This window comes from Micromonospora humi, from assembly GCF_900090105.1.
GTDB classification, from domain to species: Bacteria; Actinomycetota; Actinomycetes; order Mycobacteriales; family Micromonosporaceae; genus Micromonospora; species Micromonospora humi.
In genome coordinates this window covers 61,859-78,410 of the sequence record NZ_FMDM01000014.1, presented here as the reverse complement: position 1 = coordinate 78,410, position 16,552 = coordinate 61,859, and the positions used below count along the sequence as shown (strand labels likewise).

Below are 16,552 nucleotides of genomic sequence, written 5' to 3'. Positions count from 1 at the left end.
GCCGCCGGGTCCGACGGCGGCGGGGCCCGGGTCGCAGCGGGGAGCCACGATGACCAAGATTGACGACGTCGCCCGGCTGGCCGGGGTCTCCACGGCCACCGTGTCCCGCGCGCTGCGCGGCCTGCCGACCGTCTCCGCCGCCACCCGCCGCCGGGTGCTCGCCGCCGCCGAGCAGCTCCAGTACGCGGTCTCGCCCAGCGCCTCCCGGCTGGCCGGCGGGCGGACCGGCACCGTCGCGGTGGTGGTCCCCCGGATCACCAGGTGGTTCTTCGGCACGGTCGTCGAGGCCGTCGAGGACTACCTCCAGCAGAACGGCTACGACCTGCTGCTCTACAACCTCGGCGGCCGGGAGCAGACCCGCCAGCGGGTGCTGCGCACGGCCGCCCTACACAAGCGGGTCGACGCGATCATCCTGGTCGCCACCCCGCTGCGCGCCGCCGACGTGCACGCGCTCACCAAACTCGACCTGCCCGGCGTGACCATCAGCTCCGGCAGCGGCGTGCCCGGCTGGCCCTGCGTCCGGATCGACGACGTGGCCGCCGCCCGCACCGCCACCCGCCACCTGCTCGACCTCGGGCACACCCGGATCGCGCACATCTCCGGCGACCCGGACGACGAGTTGGCCTTCACCACCCACCTGGACCGCCGGCGCGGCTACCAGGAGGCGCTGCGCGCCGCCGGCCTCCGACCCGACCCGAGCCTCGACGTCGAATCCCGGTTCACCATCGACGGGGGCACCCACGCCACCGCCGAGCTGCTCGCCCGGGGCGAACCGCCCACCGCCATCTTCGCCGCCTGCGACGAGATGGCGATGGGCGCGGTCACCGCGCTGCGCGACGCCGGGCTGCGGGTGCCGCAGGACGTCAGCGTGATCGGCATCGACGACCACGACCTGGCCGGCGTGCTGGGGTTGAGCACCATCGCCCAGCCCGCCGCCGACCAGGGACGGCTCGCCGCCCGCATCCTGCTGGACCCGCTGGGCACGCGCGCCGCCGACCCGTACCCCGGGCTGGTGCCGGAGCCGCGCGGCGCCGACGGCGACCGGCGGACGCCGACCTCGGTGATCCTCCCCACTCGGCTCGTCGTGCGCGAGTCGACCGCGCCGCCCCGGGCACACTGAACGGACCCGTTCGTCCCGCACCAACGACAGGGAGAAGGCGCTGAACACCGACGCGACGAAGCAGGCCCCGGCCACCGGCTGGTGGACCGAGGCGGTCATCTACCAGGTCTACCCCCGCTCGTTCGCCGACTCCGACGGCGACGGCATCGGCGACCTGCCCGGCATCACGGCCCGTCTCGACCACCTCGCCGAGCTGGGGGTCGACGCGGTCTGGCTGTCCCCGTTCTATCCGTCCCCGCAGGCCGACGCCGGCTACGACGTGGCCGACTACCGGGACGTCGATCCGCTCTTCGGCACGCTCGCCGACGCCGACAAGATGATCGCCGAGGCGAAGGCCCGCGGCCTGCGCGTGATCGTCGACCTGGTGCCCAACCACACCTCGTCCGCGCACCGCTGGTTCGCCGCGGCCGTCGCCGCCGCGCCGGGCAGCCCGGAACGGCGGCGCTACGTCATCCGCGACGGCAAGGGCCCGGACGGCGCCGAGCCGCCGAACGACTGGGAGAGCGTGTTCGGCGGCCCGGCCTGGACCCGGCTGCCCGACGGCCAGTGGTACCTGCACCTGTTCGACACCGGCCAGCCCGACCTCGACTGGGACAACCCGGAGGTCCGCGAGGAGTTCCTCGACGTGCTGCGCTTCTGGCTGGACCGGGGCGTCGACGGGTTCCGGGTGGACGTGGCGCACGGCCTGATCAAGCAGGCCGACCTGGCCGACTGGCAGGAGCCGCAGGAAATCCTCTCCGGCAACGAGGCGGACAAGCCGCGCCCGCCGATGTGGGACCAGGACGGCGTGCACGAGATCTACCGGGAGTGGCGGCGGCTGCTCGACTCGTACGCCGGGGAGCGGGTCCTGGTCGCCGAGGCGTGGGTGGAGCCGGCCGAGCGGCTGGCCCGCTACGTCCGGCCCGACGAGATGCACCAGGCGTTCAACTTCGAGTACCTGATGGCCGCCTGGACCGCCCCGGCCCAGTACGCGGTGATCACCCGTTCGCTGGAGGCCACCGACGCGGTCGGCGCGCCCACCACGTGGGTGCTGTCCAACCACGACGTGGTCCGGCACGCCTCCCGGCTCGGGCTGAGCACCGGCGGCGGGCGGACCAACGGCATCGGCGTCGACGACCCGCAGCCCGACGCGGCGCTCGGCCTGCGCCGGGCCCGGGCGGCCAGCCTGCTGATGCTCGCGCTGCCCGGGTCGGCCTACCTCTACCAGGGTGAGGAGCTGGGGCTGCCGGAGCACACCACGCTGCCCGACGAGGCCCGGCAGGACCCGACCTGGGCCCGCAGCGGGCACACCCAGCGCGGCCGGGACGGCTGCCGGGTGCCGATCCCGTGGGAGGCCGACGCCCCGTCGTACGGCTTCGGCCCGACCGACGCGAGCTGGCTGCCCCAGCCGCCGGTCTGGGCCGAGTACGCGCTGGACCGGCAGCGCGGGGTGCCCGGCTCGACGTACGAGCTGTACCGGACCGCGTTGCGGCTGCGCCGCGAGCACGGGCTGGCCCGGGGGCCGATGCGCTTCCTCTCCTCCGGCGACGAGGTGCTCACGTTCACCAACGGCGACCTGACCGTGCTGACCAACTTCGGCGCGGCCCCGGTGCCGTTGCCCGACGGCGCCACGGTGCTGGCCTCCAGCGCCCCCCTGGACGGCACCGCCGTCCCCACCGACGTCACCGTGTGGTGGGTGTAAGGAGGGGGCCCCGCTTAACGCTTTCTGCATAGGCGGGGGCCCCGCTTAACACCCACCTGTTAAGCGGGGCCCCCGCCTTCGGCTTCCAGGCGGTCGGCGCGGGTGTGCAGGAGCGCGTGCACCTGGGCGATGTCCCGGGGTGAGGTGCGGGCGGCCAGCCAGTACATGATCCCGGTCGGCACGAAGAACAGCTGGAACGCGGCCAGCCCGACGGCGTAGTTCAGCGGCGGCGGGAAAGCCACCCGCAGCGCGGCGAACGCCACCCCGACCAGCCCGTTGCCGGCCGCCCGCCCCACGCCGTTGACCAGGTTGCCGAGGCTGTAGACCGTGCCCCGGTGCTCGGGCGGGTTCACGTCGGCGATCAGCGCGAACCAGTTCGGCGAGTTGGCCGAGGTGAGCGCCAGCGCGACCACGGCGGTGAGCAGGCTCAGCCCGACCGTCGGCTCGGTCAGCACGCTGGACAGCACGGCCGCCACCACCGCGCCGGAGCCGGCGCCGTCGGGCACGTCGATGTGGATCGGCACGAAGAACAGGACCAGGTAGAACGGCACGGCCGCGAGGATGCCCACGGCCGCGACCAGGGCCCGGCCACTCGGCGTACGCCGTTGCAGCGCGTCGCCGACCAGCCCGCCCACGATGGACAGCACGCCGCCGAGCTGGAACAGGGTGGCGAACACGCTGCCCACCACGACGGCGGTGGCCGCCGAGTAGCCCTGCGCCTCGGCCCGCTGGCTGAACAGCACCGGCAGCCAGACCAGCGAGCCGAACGCGGCCTGGGCGGTGAGCCCCTGCAGGATCAGCCAGCGGTTGGTCCGCCGGGCCAGGATCCGGGGCAGGTCGGCGCGGCTGATCCGGTAGTCGTACTCGCCGCCGGCGTCCAGCGCGTCGGCCAGCTCCGGCTCGCTCTGCCCGCGCGCGATGTCGTACGTGAACAGGTAGGCCACGGTGGCGGCCAGACCGACGCCGGTCAGCAGCAGGAACGGCCGCCGCCAGTCGGTCGCCCCGAGCAGGCCCCCGGCCAGCGTGCCGGCCAGCGTGCCGACGCCCTGGGACAGGCCCCAGAAGCTCATCACCAGGCCGCGGCGGCGCGGCGAGATCAGATCGGTGACCACGGAGAAGCCGACCGAGCCGACCGCGCCCAGCCCGACAGCGGCGACGAGCTGCGCGGCCAGGAACGTCGGGTACCGCTCGGCCAGCGCGCTGCCGCCGGTGCCGGCCGCCCAGATCAGCGTGCCGACCATGAGCAGCGGCTTGCGGTTGGTGCGGTCGCCGACGTACGCCCAGCCCACCGCGGCCACCGCGCTGACCAGGAAGCTGACGGCGGTGACCAGGCCGAGCAACCGCTGGGGTACGCCGAGCGCGCCGGAGATCGGCCCGTACAGCGGTGGCACCAGGCCGATCGCCACGTTGTCCAGCGAGGCGAGCACCACGAAGACGACGACGCTGTAGAGCCGGTGCGCCGCGTTCCCGCGCCGGGAGACCATCGTGCCGCTCATGCCGGCAGCCAACCAGGCTTGCGCCCGGCGCGCACCACGACCCCCCGGCGCGCCGCGTCCGGTGTTAAGCGGGGCCCCCGCCTATGCAGAATCCGTTAAGCGGGGGCCCCTCCTTAACCCCGGGCGTGGGCGTAGCGCTCGCGGATGGTGGGGACGGGGGTGGCGGTGTACTCCTCGGTGTCGCCGATCGACCAGTCCGGCGGGGTGTCGCCGCCCAGCGCCACCCAGGCGGCCTGCCGGGCCGCGCCGTCGGCGACGTACTCCCCGGGTGGCGGGACCACCACCGGGCGGCCGAAGACCTGCGGGGCGATCCGCCGTACCGCGGCGGACCGGGCGCCGCCGCCGACCAGGATGATCCGGTCGGCGCGGGCGCCCTGGGCGAGCAGCGCGTCGAGGCCGTCGGCCAGCCCGCAGAGCAGCCCCTCGACGGCGGCCCGGGCCAGGTGGGCCGGGTTCGAGGTGGCCAGCGTGAGGCCGTGCAGCGTGCCGGTGGCGTCCGGCCGGTTCGGCGTGCGCTCCCCCTCCAGGTAGGGCACCAGGACCAGCCCGTCCGCGCCGGGCGGGGCGGAGAGGGCCAGCTCGCCGAGCGTGTCCAGGTCGACGCCGAGCAGGGTCGCGGCGGCGTCGAGCACCCGGGCCGCGTTCAGCGTGGCGACCAGCGGCAGGAACCGGCCGCCGGCGTCGGCGAAGCCGGCCACCGCGCCGGTGGCGTCGGCGGCCGGGGTGTCGGCGACCGCGAAGACGGTGCCGGAGGTGCCGATGGAGACGACCACGTCGCCCGGGCCGGCGCCGACGCCGAGCGCCGCCGCGGCGTTGTCGCCGGTCCCCGGCCCGAGCAGCACCCCACCGGCCCCCGGACCATCGGCCGCGCCGGCGCTCGGGCCGGACGGACCGACCGCGCCGGACCCCGGGCCGGGCGGGACGTCGCCGAGCACCGCCGGGTCGAGCCGCCCGGCCACCTCGGCCGGGCCCAGCACGACCGGCACCCGGATCCGCCGGCCGAACGCCCGCTCCAGCAGGTCGAACCGGTATTCACCGGTGTGCGGCGACCAGTAGCCGGTGCCGCTGGCGTCGCCCCGGTCGGTGCGCAGCGCGGCCAGCCCGGGCGCGCCGGCGAGCTTCCAGGTGAGCCAGTCGTGCGGCAGGCACACCGCGGCCACCCGGTCCGCGTTCGCCGGCTCGTGCCGGGCCAGCCAGCGCAGCTTGGTGGCGGTGAAGCTGGCCACCGGCACCGCGCCGGTCGCGTCGGCCCAGAACCGGCGGCCGATCTCCCCGCCGCCGGCCTCCTCGACCAGGTCCCGGGCCGCGTCGGCGGAGCGGGTGTCGTTCCACAGCAGCGCCGGGCGCACCACCTCGCCCGCCTCGTCCAGGCAGACCATGCCGTGCTGCTGGCCGCCGACCGAGACGGCGGCCACGTCGGCCAGCCCGCCGGCCTCGGCCACCGCCGCCCGCAGGGCGTTCCACCAGGCGTACGGGTCGACCTCGGTGCCGGGCGGGTGCGGCGCGCGGCCCTGCCGGACCAGCGCGCCGGTCTCCGCGTCCCGGACCACCACCTTGCAGGACTGGGTCGACGAGTCGACCCCGGCGACGAGCGGCATGGCGGGCCGCCTCAGCGAGCGCCGAGCAGGTGCTCGACGGCGAGCTGGTTGAGCCGGACGAAGCCGAAGCCCTTCGCCCCGGCGGCCTCCGGGTCGAACTCCTCGAACGCGGTCCGGTCGGCGAGCAGCTCGGCGTAGCCCTCACCCGCGTCGAGCGTCGGGGTGGCCAGCTCGGCCACCCGGGCGGCGGCGAGCGCCTCGGCCACCTCGGGGTCGGCGCGGAACGCCGCGGCCCGCTCCTTGAGCAGCAGGTAGGTGCTCATGTTCGCGGCCGCCGAGGCCCACACCCCGTCCATGTCCTCGGTGCGCGAGGGCTTGTAGTCGAAGTGGCGCGGGCCGTCGTAGGCCTGGCCACCGTCCGGACCGCCGTGCTCCAGCAGGTCGACCAGGGCGAACGCGTTGAGCAGGTCGCCGTGGCCGAAGACCAGGTCCTGGTCGTACTTGATGCCGCGCTGGCCGTTGAGGTCGATGTGGAACAGCTTGCCCTGCCAGAGCGCCTGGGCGATGCCGTGGGCGAAGTTCAGCCCGGCCATCTGCTCGTGGCCGACCTCCGGGTTGAGCCCGACCATCTCCGGGCGGGCCAGGGTGGAGATGAAGCCGAGCGCGTGGCCGACGGTGGGCAGCAGGATGTCGCCCCGGGGCTCGTTCGGCTTGGGCTCCAGCGCGAAGCGCAGGTCGTAACCGTTGTCGACGACGTACTGGCAGAGCAGGTCGACGGCCTCGCGGTAGCGGTCCAGCGCGGCCTGGACGTTCTTGGCCACGTCGTACTCGGCGCCCTCCCGGCCGCCCCACATGACGAACGTCTTCGCGCCCATCTCGGCGGCGAGGTCGACGTTGCGCAGCACCTTGCGCAGCGCGTACCGGCGGACGTCGCGGTCGTTGCTGGTGAACCCGCCGTCCTTGAACACCGGGTGGGTGAAGAGGTTGGTGGTGACCATCGGCACCACCAGGCCGGTCTCGTCGAGGGCCTTGCGGAACCGGCCGATCCGGGCGTCGCGGGTGGCGGCGTCCGCGCCGAACGGGACCAGGTCGTCGTCGTGGAACGTGATCCCGTACGCGCCGAGTTCGGCGAGCCGGTGCACCGCCTCGACGGCGTCCAGCTCGGGCCGGGTGGCGTCGCCGAACGGGTCGCGGGCCGGCCAGCCCACGGTCCAGAGACCGAAGGAGAACTTGTCCGCGGGGGTGGGACGGGGTGCCATGGGAACCTCCGGGTGGTGTGGTCCGCGATTTGTTCAGCGGTTGAATTAAATGGCGGGGATGTGGCAGTGTCAAGTGGTGACCAGCGCCAGCACCGCCGGAGCGGTCCGGCAGGGCAGCCTGCGCGAGTTGAACCTCGCGGTGGTGCTCCGGCGGATCGCCGCCGCCGACCGCCCGCCGTCGCGGGCGGAGCTCGCCGCGCGGACCGGGCTGACCCGGGCCACCGTCTCCGCGGTCGTCGACGACCTGATCGCCGGGCGGCTGGTCGTCGAGGCGGAACCGGCTCCCCGCACCGGGGCGGGCCGGCCGGCCCGTGGCCTGCTGCTGGCCGCCGACGGCCCGGCCGGGCTGGGCCTGGAGGTGAACGTCGACTACCTGGCGGCCTGCGTGGTGGACCTCACCGGTACGGTCCGGCACCACCTGGTCCGCCGCGCCGACCTGCGCCCGGCCTCCCCCGCCGACGCGCTCGCCCGGCTGGCCGCGCTCGCCGCCGAGGCCCGCGCCGCCGCCGTACGCGACGGACTGACCCTGGCCGGCGCGGCGCTGGCCGTGCCCGGCCTGGTGGGCGACGGCGGCCTGGTCCGGCTCGCGCCGAACCTCGGCTGGCGGGACGTGGACGTGCCGGCGCTGCTGGCCGGGCACCCGCTCGCCGAGCCGGTCGACGGGGTGCCGCCGCTGGTGGTCGACAACGAGGCAAACCTCGCCGCGCTCGGCGAGCTGTACGCCACGGCGCCCGGGCCCCGCAGCTTCCTGCACGTCACCGGCGAGATCGGCATCGGCGCCGGCATCGTGCTCGACGGGGCCCTCTACCGGGGCGCCCGTGGCTGGAGCGGAGAGATCGGTCACTTCCCGGTCCAACCGCAGGGACGGCCGTGCCGCTGCGGCGGCCAGGGCTGCCTGGAGCGGTACGCCGGCCAGGAGGCGATCCTGGCCGCCGCCGGGCTGCCCGGCGCGGAACTGCCCGCCGACACCGCCGCCACCCGCCTGGCCGACCTGGCCGAGGGCGGCGACCCGGCCACCCTGGCGGCGCTGGCCGACGCCGGCACCGCGCTCGGCGTGGCGGTGGCCGGCGTGGTGAACCTGCTGGACCTGGACACGGTGGTGCTCGGGGGCGGATACGCGCCGCTCGCGCCCTGGTTGCGCCCGCCGGTGGTGGCAGAGATCTCCCGCCGGGTGCTGACCGCCGCGTGGTCCCCGGTCACGGTGCGGCCCGCCGTGCTCGGGGCCCAGTCCGCAGCGGTCGGCGGCGCCACCTCGGTGGTCCGCCGGATCGTCGACCGGCCGGTCGGCTGGCTCACCCGGACGCCCTGATCGGAGCCGTCCTCGACGGGCATTCGTCGTACCCGCTCGGTACGCTTGCCGGGAGGCAACCTGTCCGCCGAGCGAGGAGCGCACCGACAGCATGCACACCGGTCGACCGGCCGAAGCGCCCGGCCACCGGCGGTGACCGCCGCACGCCGGGGCGGTGTCGCCGGGCCGGTCAGCGGCGGTGGACCCGTCCCCCGGAAACGACCCCGGCGGGTGGCCGGGGCCGCGCTGCCGGCCGACGACCGGCTCGCCCGCGAGCTGCTGGACGGGCTGGCCGAGGCGGTCGTCACGATCGACCCGGCCGGCGTGGTGACACTGGTCAACGCCATGGCGGCGGAGCTGCTCCCCGAGCTGACGCCCGGCGTGGGCCTGGCCGGGTGCCGGGTGCCGGCGCTGGCCGAGGCGGCCCGCGACGGCGCCGACACGTTCGAGACCGAGCATCACGGCCGGCGGTTGCGCGGCCTGCGCCGCGAGCTGGCCGGCGACCGCTGCGCCTGGTATGTGCGGGACGTCACCGAGGAGCAGGCCCGCACGGACGCGCTGCTCGCCGAGCGCTCCCGCACCGCCTTCCTGGCCCGGGCCGGCAGCCGGCTCGGGCTCTCCCTGCACCGGGAGCAGACCCTGCGCACCGCGGTGACCCTGCCGGTGCCCTACCTGGCCGACGTCGCCGTGGTGGTGCACCGGCCGCCGCCACCGGCCGAGGACGAGCCGCACTGGATCCGGTGCGCCGACGGCGAGTCCACCCCGGTCACCGGCGTGGCCGGCTGGCGTACGGCGGAATCGGTCCCCGGCCTGGTCGAGGCGCTCGAAGGCGACCTCACCGAGCCCAGTCCCTGGCTCGACGCCGAGCTGGCCGACCTGGCCGAGGTGCTGCCGGCGGGCTTCGGCCGCCCGGGCACCGTGCTGATCAGCCCCATGCCCAGCGCCGGTGGGCCGGCCGGCGCACTGATCCTGGCCCGCCGCCCCGACCGCGCCGGATTCGACCAGCGGGAGATCGCGCTGGCCCGGGAGTTCGCCGGCCGGGCCGGCGCCGCGCTGGCCGCTGCCGAACTGTACGGCGAGCAGACCCACCTGGCCCGGGTCCTGCAGAACAGCCTGCTCCCGCCGAAGCTGCCGCACCTGGACGGGGTGACCCTGGCCGGCGGCTACCGCGCCGCCGGGGACAGCCTGCGCATCGGCGGCGACTTCTACGACCTGTTCCCCACCCCGACCGGCGGCCTCTTCGCGCTCGGTGACGTCTGCGGCAAGGGGGTGGGCGCGGCGGTGCTCACCGGCCGGGTCCGCCAGTCGTTGCAGACGCTGCGCCTGGTCGAGCAGCGTCCCCGGGAGCTGATCGCGCTGCTCAACCGGGCGCTGCTGGACGCGCCGGGCGCGGCCGCCCGGGCCCAGTTCACCACGCTCCTGCTCGGGACGCTGGACCGGCAACCCGACGGCGGGCTGCTGGTCCGGGTGGCCGGTGGTGGGCACCCCGCGCCCCTGGTGATCCGCGCCGGCGGCGGGATCGACGTGGTGCGGGTGGGCGGCATGCCGGTGGGCGCGCTGACCGCGGCGAGGTTCGCGGAGGCGGAGGTGCGACTGGCCCCGGGCGACCTGCTGCTGGCGTACACCGACGGGGTGACCGAGGCCCGGGGCGGCCCCACCGAGCTGGCCATGTTCGGCGACGACCGGCTGCGCCAGGCGCTCGCCTCCGGGGCCGGGCTGCCGCCGGCCGCGCTGGTCGACCGGGTGCTCCAACTCGTCGACGAGTGGCTCGACGGGCAGCCGCACGACGACATCGCCATGCTGGCCGTGGCGGCGTCGTGAGTCCGGGCGGCCGGATCGGGCCGGCGACCCTGGCCGCGTACCTCGAGCACCTGGAACGGGCCGACCGGGCCGGCGCCGTGGCGTTGGCCCGGGGCCTGCTGGCGGAGGGCTGCTCGGTCGCGGACGTCCTGGTCGACCTGGTCGCGGTGGCCCAGCGGGAGATCGGGCGACGCTGGCTCACCGGTTCCTGGAGCGTCGCCCAGGAACACGCCGCCACCCACGTCAGCGAGCTGGTGGTCGACGCGCTGGGTACGGCCGTCGGCGCGCCGCGCCGTGGGCACGTGGTGGTGGCCTGCGTCGAGGGCGAGTGGCACGCGTTGGCGGCCCGGATCGTCAGCGAGGTGGTCCGGGCGGCCGGCTGGCGGGTGACGTTCCTGGGTGCCAGCGTGCCGGCCCGGCACCTGGTCTCCTACCTGCACCAGACGGGCCCCGACGCGGTGCTGCTGAGCTGCGTACAACCCAACCGGTTGGTCCGGGCGGCGCGGATGGTGGAGGCCAGTCGGGCCGCCGGGGTGCCGGTGCTGGCCGGTGGTCCCGGCTTCGGCCCCGAGGGCCGATGGGCGACGGCGATCGGCGCGGCGGCCTGGGGGGCCAGCGCCCGGGACGCGGTGCGGCTGCTGTCCGGGCCGCTGCCCGCCGGCACGCACACCGGCCCACCGCCACCGCCGGCGGACGACGCGTACGTGGCGGTGCTGCACCGCCGGCGGGAACTGGTCCGGCTCGCGCTGGCGGCGGTGGACGTGCCGGAGGAGGCCGCCGAGGACGTCGCGTCCGGCATCGCGCACCTGGTGGACGCGCTGATCGCGACGGCGCGGGTGGACGACGACCGGCTGCTGCTGGACTTCCTCGGGTGGCAGGAGGAGGCGCTCACCGCCCGGGGCGGCCGGCGCCTGCTCGACGACGTGCTCGCCGCCCTGGAGCGGGCCCTGGCCGAGCATCCCCGGGTGGCCGCGCGACTGCGGAACGCCCGGGCCGCGGTCGCAACCGGCTGAACGCGACGTCAGGCGGTGCGGATCACCGGGGGTTCGTCGGGCGGGATCGGCTCGCCGGGTCGTCGGGTCAGCGCCGGCCCGCCGGACCGGGGCGGCGCCGCCAGGTCGGCCAGGGGATCACCGAGCCGCTCGCCCGACGGCTGCAACACCGGCCAGCCTCCGGCGACCGCCGCCGCCCCCCGGCGGCCGATCTCGTCGAACTCGCGCATCCCGCGCAGCAACGCCGCCCGCCCGTCCGGGCTCATCGCGCCGAGGATCCGCGCCAGGCGACGCCGCCGGTCGGCGCGCAGCTCGGCGAGGAGCCGCTCGGCCTCCGGGGTGAGGTGCAGCGAGATCTCCCGGCGGTCGTGGCGGCCCGGCTCCCGCTCCAGCATGCCGGCGGCCACCAGGCGGTCGCAGAGCCGGCTGGCGGAGGAGAGCAGCATGTCGGTGAGCGTGGCGAGCCGACGGAGGTTGATCCCGTCGTGCTGCTCGACGACCATGACCGCGCGCAACTGTGCCCCGGAGAGCCGGCTGGTGGTCTGCTCCCGGGCCGCCTCCCAGACGCCGAGCAGGGTGCCCGCTGCCTCGTCCAGGGCGGCGGACATACTCGCTTCAGGTCCCACGGGACCGGGCTCTTCGGTCATGGTGGGCCCGACACTACTCCCCGGACCAGGCCGGCGACCTGTGCAAAGGAGCAAAGATGAGCGAACCGGAGGCACGCGCGCGTCAGATCCTGACCGATGCGCCGACCGATCTCATCGTCGACCGGCTCGCCGCCGAGCTGCGGCGCACGTACGGGATCACCCGCACCGAGCTGTACCAGGTCGACTACCGGCTCGCCGAGCTGCTGCCGCTGGGCGGCGGCGAGGCGCTCACCGGCCCCGGCCACCCCGCCTGGCACGCCTTCGACCAGCAGGAGCCGATCGTCGCCGACGGCACCGGCTGGTTCCCGGTCGGGATGCGGGGCGAGCGACGCGGCGTGCTGCGGGTCTCGCCGATGCCGGCCGACCGGTCCGCCCGCCACGAGCTGGACACCATCGCCACCGTTCTCGGGCACGAACTGGCCGCCGTCACGTCGACCACCGACATCTACCTGACCAACCGGCGCAGCCGGCGGCTCACCCTGGCCGCCGAGATGCAGTGGGACCTGCTGCCCGGGCGCAGCCGGATCCGCCCGTCGTTCAGCCTGGCCGGCCAGCTCGAACCGGCGTACGCGGTGCGCGGGGACAGCTTCGACTGGTCGGACGACGGCCACCGGCTCCGGCTGGCGGTGCTGAACGGCTTCGGCGAGGGGGTGGCCGCGGCGCTGCTCACCTCGCTGGCCACCTACGCGCTGCGCAACGCGCGCCGGGCCGGGCTCGGTCTGGCCGACCAGGCCGCCCTGGCCGACCAGGCGATCTACGCACAGCACCGGGGTGGGCAGCACCTCTCCGTGCTCCTGATGGAGCTGGACCTGGCCACCGGGACGCTGACCGCGGTCGACGCCGGCTCACCGCACCTGATCCGGCTGCGCGCCGGCGAGGTGGCCCAGCAGACGCTGGACAAGCAGTTCCCGCTCGGCATGTTCGACGGCACCGACTACCGGGAGCAGCGGTTCCAGCTGGACCGTGGGGACCGGCTCTTCGTGGTCAGCGACGGGGTGATCGACGCCACCTCGGACCGGGTCCGCTACGGCGAGTCGGCCCTGGACCGGTTCCTGCGCCGGACCGGCCCGCTGGAGCCGCTGGACGCGGTCCGGTCGCTGATCGGCGACCTGCGGGCCTTCGTCGCCGGTGACCTGGTGGACGACGCGGTGGTGGTCTGCCTGGACTGGCTGGGCCCGCAGCCGGAGGCCGGCCCGCCTCAGTAGGCGCCGCGGCTGCCCAGCACCGCCCCGAACGTCTTCCAGAGGATGGTCAGGTCGGCGGCGAGCGACCAGTTCTCCACGTAGTAGAGGTCCAGCCGGATGCCGTCCTCCCAGCTGAGGTCGGACCGGCCGCTGACCTGCCAGAGACCGGTCATGCCCGGCTTGACCAGCAGTCGGCGGGCCACGTCGCCGTCGTAGCGGGCCACCTCGGAGGGCAGCGGCGGGCGCGGACCCACCAGGCTCATCTGGCCGAGCAGCACGTTGGCGAGCTGGGGCAGCTCGTCCAGCGACCACCTGCGCAGCAGCCGGCCCGTCCGGGTCACCCGGGGGTCGTCGCGCATCTTGAACATCAGGCCGTCGGTCTCGTTGCGCGCGGCCAGCTCGGCGAGCAGGGCATCGGCGTTGACCACCATGGTGCGGAACTTGAAGACCCCGAACTCCTCGCCGCCCTGGCCGACCCGGGTCTGCCGGAACAGCACCGGGCCGCGGCTGTCCAGCTTGATGGCGAGCGCGAGCACCGCCAGCAACGGCGACAGCAGGAGCAGGGCGATCAGCGAGAGCGACCGGTCGACGAAGCCCTTGACGAGCTTGCGGGCGCCGCGGAACTCGGGCGCCTCGACGTGGATCAGCGGCAGGCCGGCGACCGGCCGGGTGTGGATGCGCGGGCCGGCCACGTCGGTCAACGCCGGAGCCACCACCAGGTCGACCCCGGTGCCCTCCAACTGCCAGCCGAGGCGGCGCAGCCGGGTCGCGGTCAGCTCACCGGAGGCGGTGACCGCCACCGTGTCCGCGCCGATCGCGGTGGCCGCCTCCGGGATGCCCCGGAACGACCCGACCACCGGCACGTCGCCGAGGCGCTGCGGCACCGGGGCGAGCAGCGCGTCCGGGATGCAGGCGCCGACCACCTGGTAGCCGGCGTAGGGCTCCCGACGCAGCGTGTGCACCAGCTCCAGCACGTGCGCGGTGTCGCCGACCACCAGCACCTTGCGGGACCAGCCGGCGCCCCGGTCACGGGCCCGGTGCAACCGCTTGCGGGCGGCGAACCGCGCCACCTCCAGCCCGATGGTGCCGACCGCGAAGGAGATGGCCAGGAAGCCCCGGGACACTCCGACGTCGGCGATGTAGCCGGCGATCGCGATGCCGCCGGCCAGCCGCAGGCTGGCCGCGCTGACCCGGCGGTATTCGTCCGCGCCGTAGCCGAGCACCTGGTCGTCGTAACAGCGCATGGCCTTGAGCGACACCAGCCAGACCAGCAGGAGCACCGGGGCGACCACCACGTAGGGGATCTCGGAGCCGCTGGGCTGCTCGTCACCGAACCGGGCCAGGTAGCCGACCAGGATGGCCACGGCCAGCACGGCGGTGTCGAGCACCACCAGGACCCGGATGTAGGCCCGTTCCGCGGCTCGTGTCGTCGCACCGGGTCGCTCACCCCCGGGTCGCGACGTCCTGGCAGGAGTCAACAGCGTCGCCGAGGTCACCGGCCCTCCCCCACTCAACTCACCGACCGCCCCGTTCCCGTCCGGTCCCGCCCCGGGACCCGCGGTCGAGGCACCCGGACATCATGCCAGGACAATTATGGTTACCGATTGATTCGGACACATTACCGTCAGTTCACTTCTCGTACCTTGACCCGGGAAGCCTTCCGCCGTACCGGATTCCCGGTACGGCGGAAGGCTATCGCTGACTCACAGGTCAGCGCGGTGCGGGGGGCCGCAGCGCGATCGCCTGGAGGAAGATCTCACCGATCTTGCTGGGGTCGGTGGTCACGAAGGCACCACCGCCGGCGGCGTCCGTGATGGACTTGAGCTCGGCCCGGTTCACCTCGGTGCCGATACCGATGATGATCACCTGCACCGGCTGCTCGTCGTCCCGGAGCTTCTTGATCTGCGCGAGCAGACCCTTCTGCGAGATGCCGTTGGCGTCGTCCTCGTTCTTGCCGTCGGTGAAGAGCACGATCGAGTTGACCTTGCCGGGTTCCCAGTCCTGCTGGACCTTCTTGTACGCCGCGAGCACGGTGTCGTAGAGACCGGTGTTGCCGCTGGAGGGCCGGATCGAGGCGAGGCCGCGCTGCAACTCGCCCCGGTTGCTCGACAGCGGCCGGATCCCGACCAGCTCCTTCCAGTCCTGCGAGCCCTGGAGGTTCGTGGAGAAGGTCCACAGGCCGATCGACCAGGAGTCGTCGAAGAGCCCCAGGCCCTGGCTCGCCGCCGCGACGGTGACCTGCTCACGACTCGCCCCGTTGGCGGTGGCGACCGGCTTCTTCATCGAACCGGACACGTCGATGACGCAGAGCATCCGGCCGGACTGGGTGGCCACCGACCAGGTGGTGGTCGCGGTCGAGATGGCGACCGGGTCGAGGTCGGCCGCGCCGCCCTGACCGGACGGCGGGACCTGCTTCTCACCGCCGTTGGCCGGGCTCGGCGCGCCGGTCGGCGCCTGGAAGCCGCTGCCCCAGTTGCCGTCCGGGGCACGCAGCGCCTGCGCCGCGAGCCGGTCCTTGAAGTCGGGCGAGCGCAGCGCCTCGAAGAGCACCCGCGCGGCCGAGGCCTTGCTCGGCTCGATGCCGGGCAGCACCGCGAACGGGAAGTCCAGCGGGATCGGCGCCGGATCCAGGTAGAGCGCGGCCAGCTTGATCGGCGGCTTCGTGTTGTTGTAGGCGATCACGTCCTCCTCGGACAGTGCCGCCGCGCCCAACCCGTTGGCGATGGCCGTCGGGTCGGTCGAACGCGGGAACCGCGCGAGCAGGTCCTGCCGCAGCGAGGAGCGGTTGGTGGCGAGCGCGCGCAGCGCCCCGACCATCGCCTCCTGCGCCTTCGGGGAGCCGGCCTCGCCGGTGGAGCTGGCCGCAGCGGTCAGCGAGAGCAGGCCGGACAGGCCGGCCGCGTCCTGGGTCGGCTCGACGATGCCGGCCCGCAGCGGCTTGCTGGCGGTGACCTGGTCGAGCATGTCGGACCAGCGCAGTTCCTTGTTCGGCCAGCCGATCCGGGTGGCCACCGGCTCGGGCAGCGCGACCACCACCGGGCTGCGCGCGATCGAGGCGCCGTTGGCCGGCGCGAAGGCGCTGGCGCCGCCCGCCTTGAGCCGCACCAGCCAGGTCGACGAGTCGGGCACCCAGACGTCGGGGGTGACCGCGGTGCCGCTGGCCTGCCCGACTCCGGCGAGCGTGGCGCCGTGCTTGCTCGCCACGGCGGCGGCCACGTCGACCGACTCGGCGGAGAGGACGTTCACCGCGATGCAGGTGCCGCCGACGGCCGCGCCGTTGGCAACCCAGTCGTCGGCGGCGCCGCGGACCGCGGGGGCGATCTCCGGGGCGGCCGACACGGACAGCTCGATCCGGCCCGAACAACTCGGGCCGGCCAGCTGCTGGTAACCGAACCAGGAGCCGGCTACGACGGCGACGAGGGCGGTCGCCGCGGCGGCGGCACCTGCCCCACGGAGGTTGGATCGCATGCGATGGCGGCCAGACACGGTGACCATCTTGCGTATCTCGTGGGGTTACTGCCACAACCGTTCGGACGAAAGTTACGCA

12 protein-coding genes are annotated in these 16,552 nt (G+C 75.0%); 6 read left to right on the top strand and 6 right to left on the bottom strand.

The window, feature by feature from the left end:
* Positions 1 to 49: 49 nt before the first annotated feature.
* Complete coding sequence (locus GA0070213_RS24105; protein WP_091069333.1) at positions 50 to 1,120, top strand: LacI family DNA-binding transcriptional regulator; 1,071 nt, start codon at positions 50 to 52, stop codon at positions 1,118 to 1,120.
* Between the two features lie 40 nt (positions 1,121 to 1,160).
* A complete protein-coding gene (locus GA0070213_RS24100) occupies positions 1,161 to 2,801 on the top strand; it encodes a glycoside hydrolase family 13 protein (protein WP_091069330.1) in 1,641 nt (546 codons plus the stop codon).
* Between the two features lie 59 nt (positions 2,802 to 2,860).
* Here the strand turns inward: GA0070213_RS24100 and GA0070213_RS24095 are convergent, their stop codons facing one another.
* From GA0070213_RS24095 to xylA, 3 genes are all read right to left on the bottom strand, one after another.
* Complete coding sequence (locus GA0070213_RS24095; RefSeq protein WP_091069326.1) at positions 2,861 to 4,297, bottom strand: MFS transporter; 1,437 nt, start codon at positions 4,295 to 4,297, stop codon at positions 2,861 to 2,863.
* Between the two features lie 113 nt (positions 4,298 to 4,410).
* Positions 4,411 to 5,895: a xylulokinase gene (locus tag GA0070213_RS24090; protein ID WP_091069322.1), complete on the bottom strand. Its 1,485-nt coding sequence runs from the start codon at positions 5,893 to 5,895 to the stop codon at positions 4,411 to 4,413.
* 11 nt (positions 5,896 to 5,906) lie between these two features.
* On the bottom strand, positions 5,907 to 7,094 hold the full coding sequence (gene xylA, locus GA0070213_RS24085; protein WP_091069319.1) for a xylose isomerase: 1,188 nt from the start codon (positions 7,092 to 7,094) through the stop codon (positions 5,907 to 5,909).
* A 49-nt stretch (positions 7,095 to 7,143) separates the two neighbouring features.
* On the opposite strand from xylA, the gene GA0070213_RS24080 reads away from it, so the two are divergent.
* From GA0070213_RS24080 to GA0070213_RS32580, 3 genes are all read left to right on the top strand, one after another.
* Entirely contained in the window at positions 7,144 to 8,403 is a 1,260-nt protein-coding gene (locus GA0070213_RS24080; protein WP_091069316.1) for an ROK family transcriptional regulator, read from the top strand.
* A 210-nt stretch (positions 8,404 to 8,613) separates the two neighbouring features.
* Positions 8,614 to 10,203 carry a PP2C family protein-serine/threonine phosphatase gene (locus GA0070213_RS24075; RefSeq protein WP_245716531.1) on the top strand — a complete coding sequence of 530 codons (1,590 nt, stop codon included), beginning with the start codon at positions 8,614 to 8,616 and terminating at the stop codon, positions 10,201 to 10,203.
* On the top strand, positions 10,200 to 11,195 hold the full coding sequence (locus tag GA0070213_RS32580) for a cobalamin B12-binding domain-containing protein (protein ID WP_091069313.1): 996 nt from the start codon (positions 10,200 to 10,202) through the stop codon (positions 11,193 to 11,195). Before GA0070213_RS24075 ends, GA0070213_RS32580 begins: the two co-directional genes overlap by 4 nt.
* A gap of 8 nt (positions 11,196 to 11,203) precedes the next feature.
* On the opposite strand, the gene GA0070213_RS24065 is transcribed toward GA0070213_RS32580, so the two are convergent.
* The gene (locus GA0070213_RS24065) at positions 11,204 to 11,782 is read right to left on the bottom strand and encodes a MarR family winged helix-turn-helix transcriptional regulator (protein ID WP_091069310.1); all 579 of its coding nucleotides are present in this window, start codon (positions 11,780 to 11,782) and stop codon (positions 11,204 to 11,206) included.
* A gap of 95 nt (positions 11,783 to 11,877) precedes the next feature.
* Between GA0070213_RS24065 and GA0070213_RS24060 the strand changes: the two genes are divergently transcribed.
* Positions 11,878 to 13,026 carry a PP2C family protein-serine/threonine phosphatase gene (locus tag GA0070213_RS24060; protein WP_091069306.1) on the top strand — a complete coding sequence of 383 codons (1,149 nt, stop codon included), beginning with the start codon at positions 11,878 to 11,880 and terminating at the stop codon, positions 13,024 to 13,026.
* On the opposite strand, the gene GA0070213_RS24055 is transcribed toward GA0070213_RS24060, so the two are convergent.
* Complete coding sequence (locus tag GA0070213_RS24055; RefSeq protein WP_091069302.1) at positions 13,020 to 14,501, bottom strand: sugar transferase; 1,482 nt, start codon at positions 14,499 to 14,501, stop codon at positions 13,020 to 13,022. The two genes, GA0070213_RS24060 and GA0070213_RS24055, sit on opposite strands and share 7 nt — an antisense overlap.
* A gap of 214 nt (positions 14,502 to 14,715) precedes the next feature.
* Positions 14,716 to 16,473: a substrate-binding domain-containing protein gene (locus GA0070213_RS24050; RefSeq protein WP_091069299.1), complete on the bottom strand. Its 1,758-nt coding sequence runs from the start codon at positions 16,471 to 16,473 to the stop codon at positions 14,716 to 14,718.
* Between the last annotated feature and the right edge of the window lie 79 nt (positions 16,474 to 16,552).

What these genes read in the sequence shown, in the direction of transcription:
- GA0070213_RS24105 (WP_091069333.1), top strand. Translation starts at nt 50, where the DNA reads ATGACCAAGATTGACGACGTCGCCCGGCTGGCCGGGGTCTCCACGGCC.
- GA0070213_RS24095 (WP_091069326.1), bottom strand. Translation starts at nt 4,297, where the DNA reads ATGAGCGGCACGATGGTCTCCCGGCGCGGGAACGCGGCGCACCGGCTC.
- GA0070213_RS24090 (WP_091069322.1), bottom strand. Translation starts at nt 5,895, where the DNA reads ATGCCGCTCGTCGCCGGGGTCGACTCGTCGACCCAGTCCTGCAAGGTG.
- xylA (WP_091069319.1), bottom strand. Translation starts at nt 7,094, where the DNA reads ATGGCACCCCGTCCCACCCCCGCGGACAAGTTCTCCTTCGGTCTCTGG.
- GA0070213_RS24080 (WP_091069316.1), top strand. Translation starts at nt 7,144, where the DNA reads ATGGCGGGGATGTGGCAGTGTCAAGTGGTGACCAGCGCCAGCACCGCC.
- GA0070213_RS24065 (WP_091069310.1), bottom strand. Translation starts at nt 11,782, where the DNA reads ATGTCCGCCGCCCTGGACGAGGCAGCGGGCACCCTGCTCGGCGTCTGG.
- GA0070213_RS24060 (WP_091069306.1), top strand. Translation starts at nt 11,878, where the DNA reads ATGAGCGAACCGGAGGCACGCGCGCGTCAGATCCTGACCGATGCGCCG.
- GA0070213_RS24050 (WP_091069299.1), bottom strand. Translation starts at nt 16,473, where the DNA reads ATGCGATCCAACCTCCGTGGGGCAGGTGCCGCCGCCGCGGCGACCGCC.